The sequence below is a fragment of the Catellatospora coxensis genome, from assembly GCF_016862635.1.
Lineage (GTDB): Bacteria > Actinomycetota > Actinomycetes > Mycobacteriales > Micromonosporaceae > Catellatospora > Catellatospora coxensis.
On record NZ_BONI01000010.1, the window covers coordinates 73628 to 96139 of the forward strand.

Consider the following 22512-nt stretch of genomic DNA (forward strand, 5'->3'; position numbering starts at 1 on the left):
CGTCCGGGGATGAACGCGAAACATGAACTGTCCGCGAGGCGACAGTGTGCCATGAGAGCACCAGGCCCGCTGCACAGCCGGGGGCGCGGTCAGCCGTGCTCCACCGGCAGCTCCTCCCGGCCGCCGGGGGTGACCGCGACGATCTTCGTGATCTCGGAGAATTCGTGGGACTCCTGGCCCGCGCCGGTCAGCAGATACCACTCGCCGTCGACCTGCGCCTCGCGCACCACCCCGCCCGGGAAGTGCACCTCGACCCGGGTCGCGCCCGCCGGCGCGCGCCCGAAGGTGTACGCCGCCGCAGGGTTGGACCCGTACGCCGACGAGGCGTTGCTCAACCGGCCCGGCGGGAACGAGGTCCGCATCGCCGTCGTCAGGTCGGAGGCGCCGACCTGCACCGAGTGCTGCTCCTCCCCCAGCCAGCACGCCGTGCTGCCCCGGTCGTCGGCGTACACGAGCAGCTTCAGCCGCCCCGGCACCGGCTCCACCTCGAAGCGGAGCGGCGGCAGCTCGGTCAAGCCCTCCTGGGCCAGCTCCGGCACGGCGAAGTCAGCGCAGCGCCCCCGCGCCGTGGTCGCGCTGCTGCTGGGCCGCGGCGGCTTGCCCATGGGCAGCGCGGACTCCGAGGGCACCGCGGGTTCCACCGGCAGCGGCGCGCCGCCCAGCATCACCCAGGCCGCACCGAGCATGATCACGGTGACCAGTGCCGCCACCACGGCCGTCGCCGCCAGCAGCAGCGGAAACGGTCGCCGGGCCCGCGCGCCGGTCACCCGGGTCAGCGGCACGGCCAGAAACGTGTCCCGGTGCGCCTCGCGGATCAGGTCGGCCAGTCGCTCATCGTCGAGTTCCGTCATCACAGCTTCTCCCGGACCAGCGGGCCGTCGCCCGGCACGGCGGCGAGTCGGGTGCGCAGGGTCGCCAGCGCACGGTGCAGGTGGACGTGCACGGTCGCCGCGCCGATACGCAGCGTGCGCCCGGTCTCCTCGGCCGACAGGTCGGCCAGCAGCCGCAGCGCCACCACCTCGCGCTGCCGGGTGGGCAGCGCCATGACCAGGGCACGCAGCCGCGCGTCGAGCCCGCCCGGAGCGCGGTCGGCCACGGTGCCGACGTCCGGTGGGTCGCCCGGCAGCTCCCGGCGCAGCCGCCGCCACCAGGACCGCTGCTCGTTCAGCGCGGTGCGCAGCACCCACGCCGTCGGGTTCGGATGCGTCCGCACCGCGTCCCAGCGGGCGTACGCCCTGGTGAAAGCCTCCGCGACGGCATCCTCGGCACCGGGCTGCCCGCGCGTGGCGACCAGGACCGCCCGGTAGACGGCGTCCTTGCGCGCCGCGTAGAACTCGCCGAAATCGTCCATCGACACCACCTGTGGCCGGGGAAAGGAACTCTCGCATGGACTACGCGCGACACCCCGCTTGCCTTTACCGCTCCTGCGGGCAGCGGCGAAACGGCCTGGATGCGACACTTGCCCGCTGGAACCAGCGGGGAGGCGGCCAGGTGCACGAGCAGATCCTGTGCGGGGTGGCGATGAACGCCGGGGCGCCGGTCGACGTCCTGCTGCGGTTGCTGGCGGTCGAGGCGCAGGCCTGCTGGGAGGCCCTGTGCACGGAACGCGACCTGCCCCCGGAACTCGTCGACGCCGTCCTGGCCCATCCCGATTCCAAGGTGCGCCGCCGCATCGGCTTCAACCCGTACCTCGACCCGGCGCAGCGGGCCCGTCTGCTCGACGACCCCGAGCCGAAGACCGCCGCCTCCCTGGTCCGTGGCCCCCGGAACTGGCCAGTCGGCACCAGCCCGCGCCCGCTGCCCGACGACGCGCTCCGGCGGCTGCTCGCCGCTCCCCCGGTGGTGTTCATGACGCCCGGGGAATTGCTCGACGAGCTGACCTTCACCCGTTTCGCCAGGCATACGGTCAAGGTCGCGGCCGGCCACCCGCTGCCCGAGGTACGCGCCAGAGCCTGCGGATACCACCGCATACTCCCCGACCAGCTGTGGTCCGCCCTCCAGCACGATCCCGACCCGGAGGTGCGGGCCGCCGCGGCCGAGGTGATCGCCCACGACGCCCACCTGGTCCAACCGTCCGAGATGGCCCCTTACCGCGGTCACTACCACTGGCAGCTGCTGCAGGCCCGGCGGCTGTCGCGGGCGGTGCTCGATCAGCTGACGACCGGAAACGACCTGAACGACCTGGCCTTCCTGGCGCTCAACCCCTACCTGCCACCGGATGTGGTGGAGCTGCTGGTGTCCCATCCGGACGAGGGCGTGCGCGGCGCGGCCGCCCAGCGCGACGACCTGACCGCCGACCAGCTGGCCCGGCTGGCCGCCGACCCTGCGGAGTCGGTGCGGATCTCGGTGTCCACGCACCCCGCGCTGAGCGAGTCCGAACGCGCGGCGATCGCCGTCGACTGCTGGCCTCGCGACTCCTTCGACCGCCTCAATCCGGGGCCGATGCCGGAACCCGCCGTCAGCATCGCCCACGCGTACTCGGTGAATCCGCTGCTGCGCCGTAGCGCCGCGCGCGAACCCGGGCTGCCGCAGGCCGTCGCGGCCCGGCTCGCCGAAGATCCCGACCCGGGGGTACGCGTGCGGCTCGCGCTCTGCCATCCGGCTCCGCCACCGGCCCTGCTACTGCGCTGCTACCTGGAGTACGACCGGCCGGACCGGCTCCACCTGACGACACGGCCCGGCTTCCCGGTCATCGGCCTGGCCCGCTTCGCCCGCGACCCGGATCCCGCGGTGCGGCTGCTGGCGCTGCTCGATCCCGAGGTGCCCGAAGACGTGGTCGAGGGGTTCTTGTCCGATCCGGACGATCAGGTGGCGAAGGCTGCCATCGCCCATCCCCGGCTGCCCGCCGAACGCCTGCGGGAACTGCTCGACGGCGCACAGGTGCCGTACGCCGCCTTGAATCCTGCCCTCGACGCCGCCACCCTGCACGGGCTGCTGGACGCGGCGGGAGTCCCGCGCCGGTGAGCACCGGCCCGCGCGCCGCGGTGAAGCGCGCGGGCCGGTCAGCGCATCAGCCGCGACGCCACTTCTGGTTGGCGCCGCCCGTGCAGTCCCAGGTCTGCAGCGGGGTTCCGGTGCCGCCCCAGGCGGTGACGTCCACGCACTTGTTGGCCTGCGGGTTCACCAGGTCGCCCGCGCCGGTGAGCACGAACTGCTGGGCCGGGTTGCCGCTGCAGCCGACGATCTGGATGGCCGCGCCGGCCGCGGTCGAACCCCAGGCGACGTCCATGCACAGCCCGTTGACGGTGCGGATGGTGCCGTCACCGGGGAAGGTCCAGTTCTGCGCGTTGGTGCCGTTGCAGTCCCACAGCTGCAGGCGCTGGCCGTCGACGAAGTTCGAGTTCGGCACGTCGATGCACTTGTCCTGCCAGCCGATGATGCGGCTGGTCGAGCCGCCGCCCCCGGTCGTGGTGAGCGTGAGCCCGTACGCGCCGAGGATCTCGTTGACGGGCTGGTAGAAGGTGGTGCCGCCGGTGGAGCAGTTGCCCGAGCCGCCGGAGGTGACGCCCTGGGCCTGGTTGCCGCTCAGCCACGCGCCGCCGGAGTCGCCGCCCTCGGCGCAGGCCGTGGTCTGGGTGAGGCCGTACACGGTCCGGCCGCCGGAGTAGTTGACGGTCACGTTCTTGGCCTGGATGACGCCGCAGCGCCAGCCGGTGGTGCGCCCGGAACGGCAGATCGACGCGCCGATCGCGGCCTCCTGCGACCCGGCGACGGCGGCGTTGCCGCCCGCGTAGTTGTTGACCCAGGGGCGCGGGGTCCAGTTGGCGTTGGTGCGCACCCAGGCGTAGTCGTTGTTCGGGAACGACGACCCGGCGAAGGTGCCCTGGCTGACGTTGTTGTAGCCGAGCGTGGGGCTGCCCGCGCCGCCGCAGTGCCCGGCGGTGACGAAGCCGCCGTTGTTGACGGAGAAGCCGACCGAGCACAGCGTGTTGCCGTTGATGACGTACTGGTCGCCGCCGCGGATGTCGTACAGCGGGCGGGGGGCCTGGCCGGTGACGATCCGCACCTCGGCGGCGGGCACGCCGCTCGCGGCGACGAAGCGGCGCGCGGCGGCCTCGCTCGTCGCGCTGACGGTCACGGTGTTGGCGGCGACGTCGACGTACCAGCCGTGCACGTCGGAGCCGGCCGCGGCGGCCTTGCGGTCCAGTGCCGCCTTGCTGGTGTCGAGCTGCCGCTCGGTGCGGGCCACCCGTACGGGCAGCGCGCCCGCGGCGCGGGCCTGCGCGGCGGCGGCCTCGTCGAGCACGCCGACCTTGAGCCGGCCGTCCTCGGGCGAGTACCAGGCGCCGGCGAAGCGGCTGCCGAGCCGGGCGCGCACGGCGCGCTCGACGACGGGCGCGCCGGCTTCGTGCGCCTGGCGGACCCGGGCCTGGGTGGCGGTCAGGCCCAGGTCGCGTTGCAGTGCCTGCTCCATGCCGGGAGCGGGGTCGGTGGTGGGGGCGGCGGAGGCGGGTGCGGGGGCGATCAGCGCCACGGCGAGCACCGCCGCGCTGGTCAGCGCAGTGAGTCTCACGTCGAGTCCTTCGGGGGTGGGACGGTTCAGGGCGTGAGAGCGCTCTCAAGAAACAGACTTTACTGTGGACCCTTCCGAAGTCAATAGATGCCGATGAATTACTCTGCGTGCCGCGCACGCCACCCGGCGCGCAGAGATCGCCCGACCTGCCAGGCACGTGGGCGTAAGCGCGGTCAAGATACGCACAGGTGCCCGGCAAGTCGGGCGATCAAGCGGCGGGCGGCGCGGCGGGTCAGGGTTCGGGGAAGGACTCGCGGGCGAGGGCGAAGATCTCGTCGGGCGCGGCGGCGTCGTCGGCGGAGGTGACGGCGTCGGTGGCCGCCATCGCGATCGCCGCCAGGCGGGTCAGCTCCTCGGCGGGCACCTGCTCGCGCAGCGCGTCGAACTCTTCCTCCTCCTCCAGTTCACCGTGCTCGATCACGGCGTCGCGCAGGTTGGCCAGCTTGTCGGCGAAGTCGTCGTGCTCCAGGCCCAGCTCGTACAGCTCCAGCAGGTCCTGCTCGGCCTGGTCCTCCTCCTCGGTGCGGGCGTCCACCACGGCGTCGCCGTCGGACAGCCGCGCCCGCGCCAGCGGGTGGACCAGCAACTGCTCGATGCTCTCGTGCACCGCGAGCAGGCGTACCAGCTCGGCGAACAGGTCCCGGCGGCGCGCGCCGCGCGCGCCGTCCAGCTCGTCGAACAGGTCGCCGAGCTGCTGATGCTGCACCAGCAAGATGTCGATCACGTCGCCGTGCTCGTCGGGCGGCATCGGCTCGGCCGCCGGGGGCACCCGCTTGGCCGGGCGCTGCGGCTTCGGCGCCTTCGAGCTCGGCGCGCCGTCGTCCGGCGGCACCACGCTCTTCTTGCCCGTGGCGACCTTCGCGATGGGGCGCGCCCGCTGATCGGAGTGCATGGTCTTGACCAGCTCGCGGACCAGCTCGTCCTTGTGCATGTGCGAGGTCCCGGGCACGCCCGCCTCGCGCAGCAGGGCGCGCAGCTCCTGCACCTTCATCCGGTACACGTCGCGCTCGGCGCGGCCGGGCCGCTCCTGCGGGGCGTCGCCGGGCGTCTCGTCGTCCGCCGGCTCGCGCTCGGACATCCCGCGTCACCTCACAAAGTCCGTTTCGTCACCATAGTGACCTGCCCCGGCCACGCCGCGGGGCGAAACGGCGGCATACCCGCCGACCGGGGCCCGTGCCGCCGAACCCCGGCCCCCCATGATCGTCCGACTTGCCAGGCAACCGGGCGAATGGCTGCTCAAGATACGCACAGGTGCCTGGCAAGTCGGAGGACCTTGGTGCGGTGCCGCACCGCACCGCACGGCACCGCACCGCGCTGTGCGGGTGTCGGGGTGGGCGGGGGCCGCGGGAGTCCTCGCGATCCGCGAGGATGAGCGCACCCATCGACGGAGGTCGCCATGATCGATAGCGCACGGCGCGAAGGCCCGCACGCCCGGCACGTGTTCCGCATCGCCATGGCCGTGATCGCGCTCGCGGCGGCCGGGGCGGCCGCCGCCGTCATGGCGGTGCCGGGTCGCGGCGGCCCGAGCAACACCGGCACGCTGTACACAGCACACCACAAGATCCTGGTGGGTCTGCTGGTGGTCTGCGGACTGCTACTGGCGGCCGCGCGGCGGGAACGGCTCGCGGGAGCGGCCGCAGTGGCGGGCGCGATCACCGGGGCGCAGCTGTGCGCCATCGGGGTCTGGGCAGCCCGGCACTGGCGGCCGATGATCGGCATGGTCGGCTACCCCGAGGCCAACCTCGGCCAGGTCCAAGCCTTGGCCCTGGTCATGGCCGCGAGCGCAGCCGTCGCGACGCTCGCCTGCCTGGCCGTCGTACGCCGCAGCGGCGTGTGGCGCCCCGCCGTCCTGGACGGCCCCTGGCGTCGCGGGCTGCTGCTCGCCGCGACAGTCGCGGTCGCCGTCCTGCCCGCGCTGGGCATCGTCGAACGGGACTTCCTGACGATGAAGATCGCGACGCACGCCCTGCTGTACTCGCTGCCGTGGGGCCTCGCCGTGGCGGCCTGCGTACGGCTGCACCGGTCCGCCGCCGTGGCCGCCGCGCTCGCCGTGGCCGGGAGCGCGCTCGCGCACACCGGCCGGACCGCCGCGTTCGCCGCCAAGTACGCCGAGATCTCCTACCAGCTGCCCGCGCTGATCGCCTTCCCGGCCGTCGCCGCGGTCGCCGCCGGCGTCCTCGTGATCGCCGTACGGGACGGCGACGAGGAGGTCACTGCGGATCCTCCCGAAACCGGCGTGGAGATCGCGGCAGCACTGCCGGAGCACGGCAGGCGTCAGCCGAGGCCCAGCCTCAGCGGCCGAGGCTCGGCGCAGCGCCGACAGCGGTCCGGCGGCTACTGGCCCAGGTCGCCCGAGCGGTAGTGGCGGCGGCAGAGCACCTGGTAGCGGATCTCGGACTGGTCGACGGCGGCGGTGTCGCCGATGACGACCTGCTCGCCCTCGCGGGCCACCGAGCCCCCGACGATGCGGGCGTTGAGCAGGCCCTCGCGGCCGCACCAGCACAGCACCTCGACCTGCAGCCGGTTCACCTCGTCGGCCAGCTCGAACAGCCGCTGCGCGGCCGGGAACAGGTACGACCGGAAGTCCGACGCCAGCCCGAACGCGTACACGTCGACGTCGTACGAGTCGACCAGGTCGGCCAGCTGCTCGATCTGCTCGACGGTGTAGAAGCACGCCTCGTCGCAGATCAGGTAGTCGATGCGGGCTCCGTCGCCCCACTCCTTGCGCACCAGCGCGATGAGGTCCAGGTCGTCGGTGACCTCGACGGCCGCGTGGGCCAGCCCGATCCGCGTGGTGACCTGCGGACCCATCGACCGGTCGTTGCGGGTCAGCACGAGGCCGCGGCGGCCCTGGCGGCCGTGGTTGTGATCCATCTGCAGGGCCAGGGTCGACTTGCCGCAGTCCATCGGGCCCCAGAAGAACTTCAGGGCCGCGCCGTGGCGCAGTCGGCCGTCCCCCGCGGACTGGCAGTGCGCCGGGGCGATGGTGGGTTCGTCAGCAGCGGTCACGGTGGGGCAGCCTAGTGGCTGCCCCACCGCAACCGGGAATCCATCCCGGCGATTCGCTGATCGCCGGGCGTGTCAGAGCTTCTCGGGCGGCGTGTTGCCGACCACGGCGATGGCCCGCGCCATCGGCACCATCAGCAGCATGATGAACCCGGCGACGAAGAACACGATCAGCGAGATGATCGCGACCCGGTACGAACCGGTCAGGTCGTACGCGAGGCCGAACAGCAGCGGGCCGAGCCAGCTGGTGCCCTTGTCGGAGATCTCGTACAGGCCGAAGTACTCGCCCTCCTTGCCGCGCGGGATCAGCTGGCTGAACAGCGAGCGACTCAGCGCCTGGCTGCCGCCGAGCACGATGCCGATCGCGCCGCCGAGGATCACGAACGGGACCGCCTGGCCGTACGGCAGGAAGAACGCGGCGATGAGGATCGCCGTCCAGCCGACCAGGCTGCCGAGCACCGTCTTCCACGCGCCGTAGCGCTTGGCCAGCCTGCCCAGCAGCATCGCGCCCGCGAAGGCCAGGAACTGCACCATCAGGATGGTCGGCATGAGCACGGTGTTGTCGAAGCCGAGCTGCTTGGAGCCGTACGTGCCGGCCATCGCGATGACGGTCTGGATGCCGTCGTTGTAGATGAGGAACGCGCCGAGGAAGAACAGTGTCAGCGGGAACGCCCGCATCTCCTTGAGCGTGTGCCCGAGCTGCTTGAAGCCGTCGATCAGCACCGAGCCGCGCGCGGTGCCCGCCGGGGACGGGCGGTCGCGCAGCCACAGCAGCGGCAGCGTGGTGAACGCCGCCCACCACACGCCCGCCGACACCAGCGACCAGCGGGCGATCTCGCCCTGGTTCTCCTCGCCGCCGATCAGCACCACGATCACGTTGAGCAGGAGCAGCAGGCCGCCGCCGAGGTAGCCGAAGGCCCAGCCGCGGCTGGACACCCCGTCGCGCTCGTTCTCGTCGGCGATCTGCGGCAGGAACGAGTTGTAGACCACGATGCTCGCGCCGAAGGCCAGGTTCGCCACCAGGAACAGCCCCGCGCCGAGCTGGTAGCGGTCACCGGTGAGGAACACCAGACCGCAGGTCGCCGCGGCGCCGACGTACGCGAAGATCGCGAGCCAGATCTTCTTGCGTGCCGCCCGGTCGGCGATCGCGCCGACCACCGGCAGCAGCAGGACCTGCAAAACCACCGACAAAGAGGTGGTGTACGCGAACAGCGAGCCCGCCTTGAACGACATGCCGAGCAGGTGCACATCACCCGCGGCGTCGGCCCCGTTCTCGGCGATCGCGGTCAGGTAGGGCCCGAGGAACGCCGTGACCACGGTCGTGGAGAACGCCGAGTTCGCCCAGTCGTAGAAGTACCAGCCGACCCGCTCCCGTTTGGTGCTCTCGCCATAGCCCTCTGCAGGAGCAGGAGGTGCGCTGACATCAGCGGTCATGCCTTCTCCTCGCTTCGCTCGTCGGCGGCATGGCTAAGCCCGCTGATTCGTTCGCTGCGCTCCCTCATGCAAGGTCCTTCCAGAGGCCCCGGTGTGTGAAAACTTCCCGTAACACGTCGATGCGATCGGTCATGATGCCATCCACACCGAGATCAAGTAACCCCTCCATCACGGCAGGATCGTCGACCGTCCACACGTGGACCTGAAGCCCCAGCGCGTGCGCGTGGTTCACGAACCGGCGGTCCACCACGCGCACCGCGCCGAAGCGGATCGGCACCTGAGCAGCCACGACCGACGGCGGCAGCACGATGCGCCGCCGCATTCGCGAGGCCAGCCACAGCCGGGCCGTCTCCCGCTGCGCCAGCGAGGTGGCGTACGCCGGACCGGCGAGTTGCCGGGTCCGCTGCAGGCGGGCGTCGGCGAAGGACGCCAGCAGCACCTGCTCCGGGGTGGCCCGGTCGTGCACCGCGGCGACGGTCGGCGCGACGGCCGCGTCGGCCTTGATGTCGATGTTGAACCGGATCTCGGGCCAGGCGTCGAGGACCTCGTCGAGCCGCGGCACGGCGGCCGCCCCGGCGACCCGCACCGTCTGCAGGTCTTTCCAGGTCATGGTGGCGACCGCCTGCGGCTCGCCGGCGACGCGGCGCAGGTTCGCGTCGTGCAGGACGACGGCCACCCCGTCGCGGGTGGCGTGCACATCGGTCTCGACGTACCGGTAGCCGGCTTTCACCGCCCGGTCGAACGCGTCGGCGGTGTTCTCGTCGCCTTCCGCCGCGCCACCCCGATGGGCGAAGGCGAGCGGCGGCGCGGCGAGATACGGATGGGGGTGACCCTGCGGCGTCTCCATCTGGGAAAGCTTGCCACTGCCGGGTGCGGATGGATGGCCCGCGTACTGACCGCTCGCCAACAACGGGCGACATCGGTGAGAATGTCCGCACCACCGCGTCGAAACAAATCGATCTATCCAGGACCGCTGGTGGGGAGTCCACGGCGAATCGCCGTCCAGGCGATCGCCGGGACGAGCCACTAGCGGAGTCTGAAGTGATGAAGGGGTGCTCAGGTGGCCGACGACGACCCAGTGGACTGGCTGCGGCAGCTGTCCCCGGTCCAGCGTGCGCTGCTGGACCGGCTGGCTGACGGCGCGACGATAGCCGCGGCGGCCGCCGCGGAGTACCTGTCACTGCGCACGGCCAACCGCCGCATCGCCGACCTACGCCAGGAGCTGGGCCTGGCCACCACCCGCGAACTGGTGGCCGCCTACCGCTCGCGCCGGGGTTGACGCGGCTCAGCGCGCGGTACGCGGCCTCGCGCGGCGGGTCTCGGTGGGGCGGGACGGGTCGGTGAAGCGGGGCGCGCCGGGTTCGTCGGCGCGCAGCGGGGCCAGCTCGGCCGTGATCGCGTCGATGATGCGGTCGGCGATACGCTGCGCCGCGCCCGGCCGGGCCGCGTCGATGCCGGACAGGTCGACCGGCGGGCCGACGTGCACCCGCACCCGCCGCCGGCGCCGCAGCGACTGCCAGATCATCGGCCACATGCCGGTCGGCGCCGCGTACGGGATGACCTCATGGCTGCCCCAGATCGCGATCGGCACGACGGGCGCGCCGGTCGCCAGCACGAGGCGGCCGACGCCGGTGCGGCCGCGCTCGGGCCACATGCCGGGGTCGAGGCCGATCCGGCCCTCGGGGTAGATCATCAGCGGTGCGCCGCCGTTGAGCGCGGTGACGCTGTCGGTGACGGCGTTGCCCGCGGTCGGCTCGCCCCGGTCCACCTGGATGTGGCCCTGCCAGCGCATCAGCGGCCCGATCACCGGCGTGCGGAACAGCCCCGCGTTCGCCATGATCCGCGGGTGTACGCCCAGCCTGCGGAACGCCGCCGCGACCGCGACGGGGTCGAACGGGCTGATGTGGTTGGCCGCGAGGATCAGCGGGCGGCCGCGCAGCTCCGCGGGGATGTCCCCGGTGACCTCCATGCGGGTCAGCAGCCGCACCGCGCCCTCGGCGAGCAGCATCGCGAAGCGCAGCAGCGGGGGCGGGGACCAGGTCTGGGAGGGGCTCACGGTCCACGATCCTGCCATGCGTCGTCGAGGTCCCGGGGAGTTGTTCGACGCAGGGTCCGCAAAGTCGGCTTCCCGGCCCGCCACCTGTGCTTATCGTCAGCGGAAGGGATGATTTCGGATCGGGGATTCCACGCCATGGACGCGACTGACCTGGCTCGCTGGCAGTTCGGCATCACCACCGTGTACCACTTCCTGTTCGTCCCGATCACGATCGGCCTGTCCTTCCTCGTCGCGGGGTTCCAGACGGCCTGGTCGCGGACCGGGGACGAGAAGTGGCTGAAGCTGACGAAGTTCTACGGCAAGCTGCTGCTGATCAACTTCGCGATGGGCGTGGTGACCGGCCTGGTGCAGGAGTTCCAGTTCGGCATGAACTGGAGTGGGTACTCGCGCTTCGTCGGCGACATCTTCGGCGCGCCCCTGGCGATGGAGGCGCTGCTCGCATTCTTCCTGGAGTCGACATTTCTGGGGCTCTGGATCTTCGGCTGGGACCGGCTGCCCAAGAGGATCCATCTGGCCTGCATCTGGATCGTCGCGGTCGGCACGGTGCTCAGCGCCTCGTTCATCCTGGCCGCGAACTCGTGGATGCAGAACCCGGTCGGCTTCCGGATCAATCCTGAGCGGGGGCGGGCCGAGCTGACCGACTTCGGGGCGGTGCTGACCAACAAGGTCGCTCTGATCACCATCCCGCACACCGTCGCGGGCGCGTTCCTCACCGCGGGCGCGCTGGTCGCCGCCGTGGCCATGTGGCACCTGGTGCGGCGTCCGGGGCGCGACACCGGCGCGTTCCGCAGCGCGGTCAAGCTCGGCTCGTGGACGACGCTGGTGGCGATGGCGGCGCTGCTCATCACGGGCGACGTCCAGGGCAAGATCATGACCGAGGTGCAGCCGATGAAGATGGCCGCCGCCGAGGCCCTCTACACCACCGAGCAGCCCGCCCCGTTCTCCCTGTTCACCATCGGCACGCTCGACGGCAGCCGGCCGGTCTGGTCGCTGGACGTGCCGCGGGTGCTGTCGTTCCTGGCCACCGGCACCTTCGACGGCCGGGTCCAGGGCGTCAACGACCTGCAGGCCGAGTACGCGGCGCGGTTCGGGCCGGGGAACTACGCGCCCAACATCCCGGTGACCTACTGGTCGTTCCGCCTCATGATCGGTTTCGGGGTGCTGGCCGCGCTGTTCGCGCTGTGGGCGCTGTGGGCGATCCGCAAGGGCCGCTCCCCCGCTCCGGAGCGGCGCGGCACCCGTTTCCTGATGTGGGCCATGATCACGCTGCCGCTGATGCCGCTGGCCGCAAACTCGTTCGGCTGGATCTTCACCGAGATGGGCCGGCAGCCCTGGATCGTGTTCGGGCAGATGAAGACCGCGGTCGCGGCGTCCCCGGCCGCGTCCTCCGGTGACGTGATCACTTCGCTGATCGTGTACACGGTGCTCTACGGCGTGCTCGCGGTCGTCGAGGTGGGCCTGCTGCTGCACTACGCCCGTGCCGGGCTGCCCGACGTCACCCCGCCGCCCCCGGCCGAGTCCGACGAGGACCGGCCGCTGGCGTTCGCGTACTAGGAGAGCACCGCCATGGAGTTGTCGACGCTGTGGTTCCTGCTGATCGCACTGCTGTTCATCGGGTACTTCGTGCTGGAGGGCTTCGACTTCGGCGTCGGCATGCTGCTGCCCGTGCTCGGCCGCGACGAGCGCGAGCGCCGCGTGATGATCAATACGATCGGGCCGGTCTGGGACGGCAACGAGGTCTGGCTGATCACCGCGGGCGGCGCGATGTTCGCCGCGTTCCCCGAGTGGTACGCGTCGCTGTTCTCCGGCTTCTACCTGCCGCTGCTGCTGATCCTGCTCGCGCTGATCCTGCGCGGGGTGGCGTTCGAGTACCGCGGCAAGCGCCCCGCCGCGTCGTGGAAGCGGCGCTGGGACTGGTGCATCGTGTTCGGCTCGGCGGTGCCGGCGTTCCTGTGGGGCGTCGCGTTCGCCAACATCGTGCGCGGCGTGCCGCTCAACGCCGAGCACGACTACACCGGCAACCTGTTCACCCTGCTCAACCTGTACGCCGTCCTCGGCGGCCTGACCACCGTCGCGCTGTTCCTGACCCACGGTGCGATCTTCATCGCGCTGAAGACCGTCGGCGGCATCCGGCACCGGGCCAACCTGCTCGCCGAGCGCCTGGGCGTGTTCGCCGTGCTCGCCGCGGCGCTGTTCCTCGGGGTGACGCTGCTGCGGCGGGCCACCCCGGCGGCCGTGGTGCTGGCCGTGCTCGCCGCGCTGTGCCTGATCGGTGGCCTGATCGCGAACCGGATGCCGTCGCGCACCGACCCGGCGGGCCGCCGCGAGGGCTGGGCCTTCGTGGGCACCGCGGCGGCGATCGCGCTGGCCGTGGCGTCGCTGTTCGCCGATCTGTACCCGTTCGTCCTGCCGTCGACGGTGGATCCGCTGACCAACAGCCTGACCGTGGGCAACGCGTCGTCAACGCCGTACACGCTGAAGATCATGACCTGGGTCGCGGTGGTGTTCACCCCGCTCGTGCTGCTCTACCAGGGCTGGACGTACTGGGTGTTCCGCAGGCGCATCGGCACGAGCCACATCCCCGAGGAACCGGCCCCGGCGCCGGCCTCCGGCGGCCGTGCCGTCTGAAGAAAGCCCAGCTCACGCACGCGCAGCGTTGGGAAGGGCACCTTCTACAACGGATAGCGATGTGAAGGTGCCCTTCCTTCGCCGTTGGGCGCGGCGGGGGTGCCGCTGGGCGATGCGGCGCTGACAGGCATTCATCGTCGCCACTAGACTCGCGGGTCGGGAGCAACCGCCGTCCACCCGGGTGGGCGGCCGCATCCGACTGCCGAGGGCGCACCGGGCCGAGCCCGCGTGGCGGCAGCGAACCCCGCGCGCGTTCCGGCCCATGGCCGGGATCTGCGCGTATTCCTCGGCAAGGAGCAAGCTCCATGACCCCACGCAGAGCCCTGCACGCCCTGTGGCTCGCTGTCGTTCCGCTCATCGCCGCGGTGATCCTCACCGTGGCCACACCGGCCGCAGCCGCGACCCTCACCGAGGTCACCGGTTTCGGCGCGAACCCCGGCAGCCTGCGCATGTTCCTGTACGTGCCGAACACCGTCGCGCCGCGGCCGGCCCTGCTGGTCGCGGTGCACTGGTGCCACGGCGACGGGCAGGCGATGTACAACGGCTCCGACTACGCCCGGCTCGCCGACCAGTACGGCTTCATCGTGGTCTACCCGTCGGTGACCCGCAGCGACGGCTGCTTCGACGTCGCCTCGGCCGCCACGCTCACCCACAACGGCGGCGGCGACTCGCTGAGCATCGTCTCGATGACCAAGCACGTGCAGCAGAACTTCAACGCCGACCCTGCCCGCACCTACGTCACCGGCGTCTCCTCCGGCGGCATGATGACCAACGTCCTGCTCGGCGCGTACCCGGACGTGTACCGGGCGGGCTCGGCCTTCGCCGGGGTGCCGTTCGGCTGCTTCGCCGGGACCGAGAGCTGGAACAGCGCCTGCGCCCAGGGGCAGGTCGTGAAGACCCCGCAGCAGTGGGGCGACCTGGTCCGCAACGCGTACCCCGGCTACACCGGCGCGCGGCCGCGGATGCAGCTGTGGCACGGCGTCAACGACGAGGTCCTGTCGTACGTCAACTTCGGCGAGGCGATCGAGCAGTGGACCGACGTGCACGGCCTGAGCCAGACGCCGACCTCGACCGACACCCCGCAGTCGGGCTGGACCCGCACCCGCTACGCCAACGGCTCCGGCCAGGTGCTGGTCGAGGCGGTCAGCATGGCCAACACCCCGCACAACCTGCCCGTGCAGTACAGCGCCGCGGTCGCCTTCTTCGGCCTGAACACCACGGCCAGCCCGTCGGCAAGCCCGTCCGCTTCGCCGAGCGCCTCACCGTCGGTGTCGCCTTCGCCGTCGCGCCCGCCGTCGCCCAGCGCGTCGCCGTCGCCGAGCACGTCACCGTCGCCGAGCGGCTCGCCTCCGGCGCCCGGCGGCTGCACGGCCGTGTTCACCGTGAGCAACGCGTGGACCGGCGGGTTCGTCGCCGCGGTGCGGGTGACCGCGGGCGGCGGCGGCGTCAACGGCTGGCGGGTCGCGCTGGCGCTGCCGTCCGGGGCGAGCCTCGTCAACGGCTGGAACGGGCAGTTCACCGGGACGACCGGCACGGTCCAGGTGAGCAACCTGAGCTACAACGGCAAGCTGGCGGCGGGGGCCTACGCGGAGTTCGGCTTCCAGGCCAACGGCGCGCCGACGGGCACCACGGTCTCGTGCACCGCGCTGTGAGCGCCGCCGCTCTCCACCGGCGTTGATCGCCGGTTGCGGGCGGTGCCGGGCAACCGGGCCGCCCGCGACCGGCTCCCATCGCCGGATCGCGGGCCGCGCCACCCGCGAAAGCACCAGGCGCGAAGAAGCGGGGCGGCCGAGTCGACGGCCGCCCCGCTTCTGTCTGACCTCAGGCTCCCGCCGCGCCCAGTTCGGCTAACTTGGCCTCCAGCTCGGCCAGCTCGGCACGCAGCTTGAGCGCGTGCGCCTCGGCCTCGGCCCGCTCGGCGGCCAGGATGTGCTCCACGGCCTCCTGCACACCGGGCACGTCCAGCATCGACACCATCTTCAGCGCCTCCTGCGCCTTGATGATGTAGGGCTTGGCGAGCGCCTTGGTGCCCTGGACCGCGCCGACCGTCCACTCGCCCTCGGTGTAGGCCAGCGTCACGGTCAGCCCGGCCGGCGGCTTGACCTTGGGGCCCTTGCCGGCAGCGGGTTTGCGCGGGGCGGGCGCCACGGCGGGGGTCTCCGGTTCGGACACCTCGGGATTCACGGACACTGGTCGCTCCTGACGGACGGGCTTCTCGCGGATGATCATGAACTCGGGCTCGGGCGGGGCGACAGGCTCCGGCACCGGCTCGGGCGTGGGCTTGCGGCCCGTGGCGCCCTTGGGCGGGATGCTGAGATCGCCGGGGGCGAACGGCAGCACGTCGCTGCCGAACTTCACCATGATCCACTCATCATGGGTATCCGGGTCGTCGAGCTGCACGACCTGCCCCAGCTGGCCCGCGATCTGGCCGGCCGCCTCGGTGAACATGACCCGGGGCCGCTTGCCGGACGCAAGCGTCTCCTGGATCTGCGTCAACTCCTGAGTCGACAGTCCCGTCATAACCGCGCTCCCACCCTCCAGCAGCGGCAGCACGGCCACCGCATATACCCTCGCCGAACACATGTTTGATACGCATGTTCTATCAGAGCCCACCGACAACGACGGCACTGACACCATGCGGAAAAGTGGGGACATCTTCGCAGTACCGCCCCGCTCCGCGCACCGGGTGTGTCGGCGGTGACAGTGTCACGGTCTGTCACGGTCGCACGACGGTTGTTCTAATGGACCGATGGGGATCATCATCGTGACCGGCGGCAGCCGCGGCATCGGCGCTGCCACCTGCGTAAAGCTCGCCGCGGCGGGACATGACGTCGTGGTCGGCTACCGCGGGGACGCCGACGCGGCGGCCGAGGTCGTGGCGAAGGTGGCCACGGCGGGGCGGCGCGCGCTCGCGATCCGCGTCGACGTGTCCGACGGCACGCAGGTGCGCGAGCTGTTCGACCGTACGCAGGCCGAGCTGGGCACACCCACCGGCCTGGTCAACAACGCGGCGGTGAGCAGCGCCATCGGGCCGTTCACCGAGCTGTCCGAAGCCGACCTGCGCCGCGTGGTCGAGGTCAACGTCATCGGCGCGATCCTCTGCGCGCAGGAGGCGGCCCGCCGGATGGGCCCCGGCGGCGCGATCGTCAACGTCTCCTCGGTCGCCGCGACCCTGGGCAGCCCCGGCGAGTACGTGCACTACGCCGCGTCGAAGGCGGCCGTCGAGACGCTGACCGTCGGCCTGTCCAAGGAACTCGGCCCGGCCGGGATCAGGGTCAACACGGTCTCCCCCGGCGTGATCCACACCGGGTTCCACGCCGGCAGCGGCGAGCCCGGCCGCGCGGACCGGCTCGGCCCGGCCGCCCCGCTCGGCCGCTCGGGGCAGCCCGAGGAGGTCGCGAACGCCATCGTCTGGCTGCTGAGCGACGAGGCCTCGTACACCACCGGCGCGACCCTCAAGGTCTCCGGCGGCCGCTGACCCGCCCGGAGCACAGCGCGAAAGGCGATTGACGAAGGCGCATAGCATGGCGGATAGTGACGCTGTCCATTATCCAGAGAGGCTCGCCATGTCCCACGCCACCCTGCTCACCGCGGGCATCCTGCTCATCACCGTGTCGACCATCGTCTTCGGCGGGCTGTCGCTGCTGATGAGCATCGTCAAGCGCATCCCCGGCTACCTCGACAACCCGGTCCGGCGGGCGCTGTGGACCGCCGGGCACGCCCACGCCGGCGTGCTCGTGATCTTCGCCCTGGTCGCCCTGCCCTACCTCGACGAGACCGGCTACGGCGCGGGCACGCAGACCCTGGTCCGCGCCCTGCTCGTGGCCCCGCCGATCGTGATGTCGCTGGGCTTCTTCCTGTCCGTGGTGCGCCCGAGCGACACCAGGCCGAACAAGCTCATCTGGCTCGTGCCGCTGGGCGGGGCAGCACTGGCCGCGGGCACCCTGACGCTCGGCCTGGGCCTGGTCTGACCACACCGGACCGCGGGCCGGAGAACATGAGGGGGCGGCTAACGTCCCCTCATGTTCTTCGACGGCATGCCGGGCGACTGGCGACCCCTGCCGCTGGCCCAGGCGGCGCAGCGCTACGACCTCGGCGAGGCCAGCTACGACAGCGTCCACCTGGCGGACCTGTTCGGCGACGAGCCGGAGCACTTCCACGTCCACTCCGGCGACCTCGTGGTGGACGGGCCGCTGGCCCTGGGCAACATGCCCGGCGAGGACGAGGACACCGTGTACGTCGTCGACGGCGACCTCACCGTGCACGGCCCGCTCGGCTTCCGCAACCTCGACGTGTACACGTCGCTGTACGTCACCGGCACCGTCGCCGCGCACGACCTGGTCTGCCTGTGGGACAGCTGCCTGTTCGTCGGCGGTTCGCTGCACGTCGGCGGCCTGCTGGCGACCTCGCTGACCGACGCGGGCCACCTCGTCGTGAAGGACCGGCTGACCTGCCCGATCTGGCTGGACGACCGGGGCCGCGGCGCGATCTACGTCGACCCGGAGCCCGGCACCCGCTTCCTCGGCGCGCCCGACAACCCGCTGCGTCCCGCCGACGCCCCGGCCGAGGACATCGCCGCGGCGCTGCGGGCGGAGTTCCTGGCGGAGCAGGGCCACGTCGACGTGGACGAGATCCACCGCGCCGTGCTGGCCGGCCGCCCCGTGCTGCGCTGAGGGCGCCGGTCAGGGGTGGCCGGGGTCGTGGGCGTCGGGCAGCCCCGGCGCCACGATCACCGGCTCGGCGAGCGGGTGCGCGGAGCGGGGCAGGATCACGCGTACCACCAGGCCGCCGCCGGGGCGGGGCACGGCGACCGCGTCGCCGCGGTGGGCCTGCGCGACCGCGCGCACGATGGACAGCCCGAGGCCGCTGCCGCGCGAGGAGCCGACCCGGTCGGTGAGCCGCCGGAACGGCTCGAACAGCGTCGGCACCTCGTACGCCGAGATGACCGCGCCGGTGTTGCTCACCACGATCTCGGCGTGGCGGGGCCGGGCGATGGTCTGCACCCGCACCCAGCCGCCCGCGACGTTGTACCGCGTCGCGTTGTCGATCAGGTTGCGGATCAGCTGCTCCAGCAGGATCGGGTCGCCGGTCACCGGCGCCGGGGCCAGGTCGCGGCCGATCTGCACGGACAGCCGCCCGGCCAGCGCCTCGGTGGTGTCGGCGGCGATGGTGGCCAGCTCGGCGATGTCGACCAGGCGGCGCTCGGTCACCGCGTCCTCGGCGCGGGCGAGCGTCAGCAGGGCGTCGATGAGCCGCTCGTGGCGCTGGTTGACGGCGAGCAGGTTCTGGCCGAGCTGATGCACCTGCGGCGGGCTGTCCGGGCGGCTCATCGCGACCTCGACCAGGGTGCGGTTCAGCGCGATCGGGGTCTTCAGCTCGTGCGCGGCGTTGGCGATGAACCGGCCCTGGCCCGCGAAGGCCTCGTCGAGGCGGTCGAGCATGCTGTCGAACGAGTCGGCGAGGCTCTTCACCTCGCCGGGCGGGGCGTCCAGGTCGATGCGCTTGTGCAGGGTGCGACCGGCGATCCGGTGCGCGGTCGCGGTGATCATGCTGAGCGGGCGCAGCAGCCGCCCGGCCACGAACCAGCCCGCGGCGGTGGCCAGCACCCACATCGCGAGCAGCGTCAGACCGCCCTTGAACAGCAGGTTGGCCTGCATCGAGTCCAGGATCGTCTGCTTGGACGCCTCGATGGAGCCGGGTTTGATCGTCCCCACGCTGGTGTAGTCGAACGGATCGGGGCCGCGCTGCTGGTCGGACAGCAGGATGCCCATGCTGTACTCCATGGCGTTGTCGACCAGGATCAGCACGCCGGCCAGCACCGAACCGCCCGCCAGGGCGAACACGAGGCTGAACACGACGGTCAGGCGTACCCGCAGATTGCCCCGCCACTCGCCCATCAGCGGATCCGGTAGCCGACGGCGGTGACCGTCTCGATCGGCTGCGGCTCGCCCAGCTTGCGGCGCAGGCCGCTGATGGTGACCCGGACGATGGTGGTGAACGGGTCCATGTTCTCGTCCCAGACCTTCTCCAGCAGCGTCTCCGCCGACACCACCGCGCCCTCGGCCCGCAGCAACTCCTCCAGCACCGCGAACTCGCGGCGGGACAGGCTCACGTAACGCCCGTCCCGGTAGGTCTCGCGGTGGTGCGGGTCGAGCCGGATGCCGGCCCGTTCCAGCACCGGCGGCGTGGCCGGGCGGGCCCGGCGGCCCAGCGCCCGCACCCGGGCCACCAGCTCGGCGAACGCGAACGGCTTGGGCAGGTAGTCGTCGGCGCCCAGGCTCAGCCCGGCGACCCGCTCGGCGACCGTCACCGACACGGTGAGCATCAGCACCCGCACGTCCAGGCCCTGCGCCACGACCTGGCGGCACACCTCGTCGCCGTGCACCCGCGGCAGGTCCCGGTCCAGGATCATCACGTCGTACGCGTTGACCGCGAGCTTCTCCAGCGCCGCCGCCCCGTCGTAGGCGACGTCGACGGCGATCGCCTCCTGCCGCAGCCCCTCGGCGACGGCCTCGGCCATCAGTTCCTCGTCCTCCACGACCAGGACCCGCACCCCGCCACCTCCTCGACGAACCGACCGCCAAGTATGCACGGGCGGTGTTAGCGCAGTGTTAGTGAAATCCCTCTCGGCACCCTCACACCCCCTGCGGTTGGCTACCCACCGTGACTGGAGAGCTGGCTGAGGCGGTCGTCGACCTCGCGGCGATCGAGGCCAACGTCGGACGGATCGCCGGGGCCACGACCGCCGCGGTGATGGCCGTGGTGAAGGCGGACGGGTTCGGCCACGGCGCGGTGCCGGTGGCGCGGGCCGCGCTGGCCGGCGGCGCCGCCTGGCTCGGGGTCACCAGCGCCGCCGAGGCCCTGGAGCTGCGCCGGGCGGGGCTGACCGCGCCGGTGCTGAGCTGGCTGCACGGCCCCCGCACCGACTTCGCCGCGCTGGCCGCCGCCGACGTCGACGTGTCCGTGGCCGCCCCGGAGCTGCTCGACGCGGTCGCCGCCGCAGCCCGCGCCGCCGGCCGCCCGGCGCGGGTCCACCTCAAGATCGATACTGGTATGTCGCGGCACGGCGCGACCGCCGCGGGCTGGCCGGAGCTGGTCGCCTGGGCCCGCAAGTACGAGCGGGAGGGCGTGCTCGCCGTGCGCGGCGTGTGGTCGCACCTGGCCACCGCCGACTCGTCTCCTTCCGGCGTGAGCGCGCAGACGGCCGCGTTCGGCGAGGCGGTGGCGTACGCCCGTGACGCCGGGCTGGAGCCGGAACTGCTGCATCTGGCGAACTCGGCGGCCGCGTTCACCGCCCCGCACACCCACTTCGACCTGGTCCGCGCCGGCATCGCGGTGTACGGGGTCGAGCCCGTGCCCGGTCGCGCCTTCGGGCTGCGACCGGCACTCACGCTGCGTACCGAAGTGATCATGACCAAGCGGGTGCCCGCCGGCACCGGCGTCTCCTACCAGCACACCCACGTCACCGACCAGCCCACCACGCTCGCGCTGATCCCGCTCGGCTTCGCCGACGGCATCCCGCGCGGCGTCGACGGCCGGGCACAGGTCCTGCTCGGGGGGCGGCGATCGCCGATCATCGGCCGCGTCGCCATGGACCAGTGCGTCGTCGACGCGGGCGACCTGGAGGTGCGCATCGGCGACCCGGTCACCGTGCTCGGCCCCGGCGACGCCGGCGAACCCACCGCCGCCGACTGGGCGGCCTGGGCGGCCACCAACCCGCACGAGATCCTCACCGGCATCGGCACCCGCGTGCCCCGCCACCACGATGGGAAGGGCACCTTCACAGCGGACGTCCGTGTAGAAGGTGCCCTTCCTTCCTGCGCCACGGAAGGGAAGCGTTGATGAAGGTCGCTGTTGTTTACGGGGGGCGGAGCGGGGAGCACGAGGTCTCGTGCAAGAGCGCGCGCAGCATCCTGAGCCACCTGGACCGGGGGCGGTACGACCTCACCGAGGTGGTCATCGGGCGCGACGGGGGCTGGCAGGTCGACGGCGTCGCGGTGGGCATGGGGGACGCGCTGCGGGCGCTGGGCGGCGTCGACGTGGTGTTCCCGGCGCTGCACGGGCCGTACGGCGAGGACGGCACGGTGCAGTCGCTGCTGGAGCTGGTCGGCGTGCCGTACGTCGGCAGCGGCGTGCTGGCCAGCGCCACCGGCATGGACAAGGAGTTCACGAAGAAGATCCTGGCCGCGGACGGGCTGCGGGTGGCCGACGGCGTCGTGCTGCGGCCCGGCCAGGACGACGTGTCGCCGGCCGACCGCGAGCGCCTGGGCCTGCCCGTCTTCGTCAAGCCGGCCCGCGCCGGGTCGAGCATCGGGGTCACCCGCGTCGACGACTGGGCGCAGCTGCCCGCGGCGCTGGCCGCGGCCCGTGAATGCGACGGCAAGGTGCTCGTCGAGGCCGGCGTCGCCGGGCGCGAGGTGGACGTGGCGGTGCTCGAACACCCGGACGGCACGCTGCAGGCCGGGCCGCCGCTGGAGATCCGGGTCGCCGACGGGCACGGCTTCTTCGACTACGACGCCAAGTACACCGCCGGTGAGGTGGTGTTCGACATCCCGGCCCGGCTCGACCCGTGGGTCATCGCGCTGCTGCAGTGCCGGGCGCTGCAGGCGTTCGCCGCGCTGGAGTGCCGGGGCCTGCTGCGGGTGGACTTCTTCCTGCCCACCGACGGCGGCGAGCCGGTCCTCAACGAGGTCAACACGTTCCCCGGGTTCACCTCCGCGTCGCAGTACCCGCGGATCTGGCAGGCCGCCGGGATCTCCTACCCGGACCTGCTGGACACCCTCGTGAACACCGCGGCCGCCTCGGCGGGCCGCTCGCTGACCGCCCTGGCCGGGCGGCGCTGATACGCCGCGGAGCCCGGTGACTGGGGTAGTGC

22 protein-coding genes are annotated in these 22512 nt (G+C 72.2%); 11 read left to right on the forward strand and 11 right to left on the reverse strand.

Going from position 1 to position 22512, the window contains the following annotated elements:
* Positions 1-89: 89 nt before the first annotated feature.
* Both Cco03nite_RS08215 and Cco03nite_RS08220 read right to left on the reverse strand, forming a co-directional pair.
* Positions 90-851 carry a hypothetical protein gene (locus Cco03nite_RS08215; RefSeq protein WP_203690594.1) on the reverse strand — a complete coding sequence of 254 codons (762 nt, stop codon included), beginning with the start codon at positions 849-851 and terminating at the stop codon, positions 90-92.
* Positions 851-1351, reverse strand: coding sequence for a sigma-70 family RNA polymerase sigma factor (locus Cco03nite_RS08220; RefSeq protein WP_203690596.1), 501 nt, complete (start codon positions 1349-1351; stop codon positions 851-853). Before Cco03nite_RS08220 ends, Cco03nite_RS08215 begins: the two co-directional genes overlap by 1 nt.
* A gap of 35 nt (positions 1352-1386) precedes the next feature.
* Here Cco03nite_RS08220 and Cco03nite_RS08225 point away from each other — a divergent pair, with 35 nt between their 5' ends.
* On the forward strand, positions 1387-2964 hold the full coding sequence (locus tag Cco03nite_RS08225; protein ID WP_203690598.1) for a hypothetical protein: 1578 nt from the start codon (positions 1387-1389) through the stop codon (positions 2962-2964).
* A 46-nt stretch (positions 2965-3010) separates the two neighbouring features.
* Here Cco03nite_RS08225 and Cco03nite_RS08230 read toward each other — a convergent pair whose 3' ends face one another.
* Together Cco03nite_RS08230 and Cco03nite_RS08235 are read right to left on the reverse strand one after the other, a co-directional pair.
* Entirely contained in the window at positions 3011-4513 is a 1503-nt protein-coding gene (locus tag Cco03nite_RS08230) for a ricin-type beta-trefoil lectin domain protein (protein ID WP_239167205.1), read from the reverse strand.
* A gap of 232 nt (positions 4514-4745) precedes the next feature.
* Complete coding sequence (locus Cco03nite_RS08235) at positions 4746-5591, reverse strand: hemerythrin domain-containing protein (RefSeq protein WP_203690606.1); 846 nt, start codon at positions 5589-5591, stop codon at positions 4746-4748.
* Between the two features lie 318 nt (positions 5592-5909).
* Between Cco03nite_RS08235 and Cco03nite_RS08240 the strand changes: the two genes are divergently transcribed.
* Positions 5910-6875, forward strand: a complete 966-nt coding sequence (locus tag Cco03nite_RS08240) for a hypothetical protein (protein ID WP_203690608.1) — start codon at positions 5910-5912, stop codon at positions 6873-6875.
* On the opposite strand, the gene Cco03nite_RS08245 is transcribed toward Cco03nite_RS08240, so the two are convergent.
* The 3 genes from Cco03nite_RS08245 to Cco03nite_RS08255 form a co-directional block, all read right to left on the reverse strand.
* Positions 6848-7522, reverse strand: coding sequence for a thymidine kinase (locus tag Cco03nite_RS08245; RefSeq protein ID WP_203690610.1), 675 nt, complete (start codon positions 7520-7522; stop codon positions 6848-6850). The genes Cco03nite_RS08240 and Cco03nite_RS08245 overlap by 28 nt on opposite strands.
* A 72-nt stretch (positions 7523-7594) precedes the next feature.
* Positions 7595-8953 carry an MFS transporter gene (locus tag Cco03nite_RS08250; protein WP_203690612.1) on the reverse strand — a complete coding sequence of 453 codons (1359 nt, stop codon included), beginning with the start codon at positions 8951-8953 and terminating at the stop codon, positions 7595-7597.
* Between the two features lie 64 nt (positions 8954-9017).
* Positions 9018-9800, reverse strand: a complete 783-nt coding sequence (locus Cco03nite_RS08255; RefSeq protein WP_203690775.1) for a glycerophosphodiester phosphodiesterase family protein — start codon at positions 9798-9800, stop codon at positions 9018-9020.
* Between the two features lie 213 nt (positions 9801-10013).
* Here Cco03nite_RS08255 and Cco03nite_RS08260 point away from each other — a divergent pair, with 213 nt between their 5' ends.
* Positions 10014-10232, forward strand: a complete 219-nt coding sequence (locus Cco03nite_RS08260; RefSeq protein WP_230686784.1) for a hypothetical protein — start codon at positions 10014-10016, stop codon at positions 10230-10232.
* Positions 10233-10238: 6 nt separating this feature from the next.
* Here Cco03nite_RS08260 and Cco03nite_RS08265 read toward each other — a convergent pair whose 3' ends face one another.
* The gene (locus tag Cco03nite_RS08265; RefSeq protein WP_373314222.1) at positions 10239-10961 is read right to left on the reverse strand and encodes a lysophospholipid acyltransferase family protein; all 723 of its coding nucleotides are present in this window, start codon (positions 10959-10961) and stop codon (positions 10239-10241) included.
* Positions 10962-11144: 183 nt separating this feature from the next.
* On the opposite strand from Cco03nite_RS08265, the gene Cco03nite_RS08270 reads away from it, so the two are divergent.
* The 3 genes from Cco03nite_RS08270 to Cco03nite_RS42785 all read left to right on the forward strand — a co-directional run bounded on the left by Cco03nite_RS08270 (position 11145) and on the right by Cco03nite_RS42785 (position 15289).
* The gene (locus Cco03nite_RS08270; protein WP_203690615.1) at positions 11145-12563 is read left to right on the forward strand and encodes a cytochrome ubiquinol oxidase subunit I; all 1419 of its coding nucleotides are present in this window, start codon (positions 11145-11147) and stop codon (positions 12561-12563) included.
* Positions 12564-12575: 12 nt separating this feature from the next.
* Entirely contained in the window at positions 12576-13637 is a 1062-nt protein-coding gene (gene cydB, locus Cco03nite_RS08275; protein ID WP_203690617.1) for a cytochrome d ubiquinol oxidase subunit II, read from the forward strand.
* Between the two features lie 305 nt (positions 13638-13942).
* Complete coding sequence (locus tag Cco03nite_RS42785; RefSeq protein ID WP_203690619.1) at positions 13943-15289, forward strand: extracellular catalytic domain type 1 short-chain-length polyhydroxyalkanoate depolymerase; 1347 nt, start codon at positions 13943-13945, stop codon at positions 15287-15289.
* Positions 15290-15458: 169 nt separating this feature from the next.
* On the opposite strand, the gene Cco03nite_RS08285 is transcribed toward Cco03nite_RS42785, so the two are convergent.
* Positions 15459-16157, reverse strand: coding sequence for a hypothetical protein (locus Cco03nite_RS08285; RefSeq protein WP_203690621.1), 699 nt, complete (start codon positions 16155-16157; stop codon positions 15459-15461).
* A 229-nt stretch (positions 16158-16386) separates the two neighbouring features.
* On the opposite strand from Cco03nite_RS08285, the gene Cco03nite_RS08290 reads away from it, so the two are divergent.
* The 3 genes from Cco03nite_RS08290 to Cco03nite_RS08300 all read left to right on the forward strand — a co-directional run bounded on the left by Cco03nite_RS08290 (position 16387) and on the right by Cco03nite_RS08300 (position 18310).
* Entirely contained in the window at positions 16387-17115 is a 729-nt protein-coding gene (locus Cco03nite_RS08290) for an SDR family oxidoreductase (RefSeq protein ID WP_203690623.1), read from the forward strand.
* Between the two features lie 88 nt (positions 17116-17203).
* Positions 17204-17608, forward strand: coding sequence for a hypothetical protein (locus Cco03nite_RS08295; RefSeq protein WP_203690625.1), 405 nt, complete (start codon positions 17204-17206; stop codon positions 17606-17608).
* A 51-nt stretch (positions 17609-17659) separates the two neighbouring features.
* A complete protein-coding gene (locus tag Cco03nite_RS08300) occupies positions 17660-18310 on the forward strand; it encodes a hypothetical protein (protein WP_203690627.1) in 651 nt (216 codons plus the stop codon).
* Between the two features lie 9 nt (positions 18311-18319).
* Here Cco03nite_RS08300 and Cco03nite_RS08305 read toward each other — a convergent pair whose 3' ends face one another.
* Both Cco03nite_RS08305 and Cco03nite_RS08310 read right to left on the reverse strand, forming a co-directional pair.
* A complete protein-coding gene (locus Cco03nite_RS08305; RefSeq protein ID WP_203690636.1) occupies positions 18320-19534 on the reverse strand; it encodes a sensor histidine kinase in 1215 nt (404 codons plus the stop codon).
* Complete coding sequence (locus Cco03nite_RS08310) at positions 19534-20190, reverse strand: response regulator transcription factor (protein ID WP_203690638.1); 657 nt, start codon at positions 20188-20190, stop codon at positions 19534-19536. Before Cco03nite_RS08310 ends, Cco03nite_RS08305 begins: the two co-directional genes overlap by 1 nt.
* 110 nt (positions 20191-20300) lie before the next feature.
* Here Cco03nite_RS08310 and alr point away from each other — a divergent pair, with 110 nt between their 5' ends.
* Both alr and Cco03nite_RS08320 read left to right on the forward strand, forming a co-directional pair.
* Positions 20301-21479, forward strand: coding sequence for an alanine racemase (alr, locus tag Cco03nite_RS08315; protein ID WP_203690640.1), 1179 nt, complete (start codon positions 20301-20303; stop codon positions 21477-21479).
* Positions 21479-22480: a D-alanine--D-alanine ligase family protein gene (locus Cco03nite_RS08320; RefSeq protein WP_203690642.1), complete on the forward strand. Its 1002-nt coding sequence runs from the start codon at positions 21479-21481 to the stop codon at positions 22478-22480. The genes alr and Cco03nite_RS08320 overlap by 1 nt, the downstream gene beginning before the upstream one ends.
* Positions 22481-22512: the final 32 nt, after the last annotated feature.

Bases quoted from the DNA above. Each gene is read 5' to 3' on its own strand.
- Cco03nite_RS08300 (WP_203690627.1), top strand. From the start codon at position 17,660: ATGTTCTTCGACGGCATGCCGGGCGACTGGCGACCCCTGCCGCTGGCC.
- Cco03nite_RS08215 (WP_203690594.1), bottom strand. From the start codon at position 851: ATGACGGAACTCGACGATGAGCGACTGGCCGACCTGATCCGCGAGGCG.
- Cco03nite_RS08220 (WP_203690596.1), bottom strand. From the start codon at position 1,351: ATGGACGATTTCGGCGAGTTCTACGCGGCGCGCAAGGACGCCGTCTAC.
- Cco03nite_RS08265 (WP_373314222.1), bottom strand. From the start codon at position 10,961: ATGCTGCTCGCCGAGGGCGCGGTGCGGCTGCTGACCCGCATGGAGGTC.
- Cco03nite_RS08305 (WP_203690636.1), bottom strand. From the start codon at position 19,534: ATGGGCGAGTGGCGGGGCAATCTGCGGGTACGCCTGACCGTCGTGTTC.
- Cco03nite_RS08240 (WP_203690608.1), top strand. From the start codon at position 5,910: ATGATCGATAGCGCACGGCGCGAAGGCCCGCACGCCCGGCACGTGTTC.
- cydB (WP_203690617.1), top strand. From the start codon at position 12,576: ATGGAGTTGTCGACGCTGTGGTTCCTGCTGATCGCACTGCTGTTCATC.
- Cco03nite_RS08290 (WP_203690623.1), top strand. From the start codon at position 16,387: ATGGGGATCATCATCGTGACCGGCGGCAGCCGCGGCATCGGCGCTGCC.
- Cco03nite_RS08255 (WP_203690775.1), bottom strand. From the start codon at position 9,800: ATGGAGACGCCGCAGGGTCACCCCCATCCGTATCTCGCCGCGCCGCCG.
- Cco03nite_RS08285 (WP_203690621.1), bottom strand. From the start codon at position 16,157: ATGACGGGACTGTCGACTCAGGAGTTGACGCAGATCCAGGAGACGCTT.
- Cco03nite_RS42785 (WP_203690619.1), top strand. From the start codon at position 13,943: ATGACCCCACGCAGAGCCCTGCACGCCCTGTGGCTCGCTGTCGTTCCG.
- Cco03nite_RS08320 (WP_203690642.1), top strand. From the start codon at position 21,479: ATGAAGGTCGCTGTTGTTTACGGGGGGCGGAGCGGGGAGCACGAGGTC.
- Cco03nite_RS08225 (WP_203690598.1), top strand. From the start codon at position 1,387: ATGGACTACGCGCGACACCCCGCTTGCCTTTACCGCTCCTGCGGGCAG.
- Cco03nite_RS08235 (WP_203690606.1), bottom strand. From the start codon at position 5,591: ATGTCCGAGCGCGAGCCGGCGGACGACGAGACGCCCGGCGACGCCCCG.
- Cco03nite_RS08295 (WP_203690625.1), top strand. From the start codon at position 17,204: ATGTCCCACGCCACCCTGCTCACCGCGGGCATCCTGCTCATCACCGTG.
- Cco03nite_RS08270 (WP_203690615.1), top strand. From the start codon at position 11,145: ATGGACGCGACTGACCTGGCTCGCTGGCAGTTCGGCATCACCACCGTG.
- Cco03nite_RS08250 (WP_203690612.1), bottom strand. From the start codon at position 8,953: ATGACCGCTGATGTCAGCGCACCTCCTGCTCCTGCAGAGGGCTATGGC.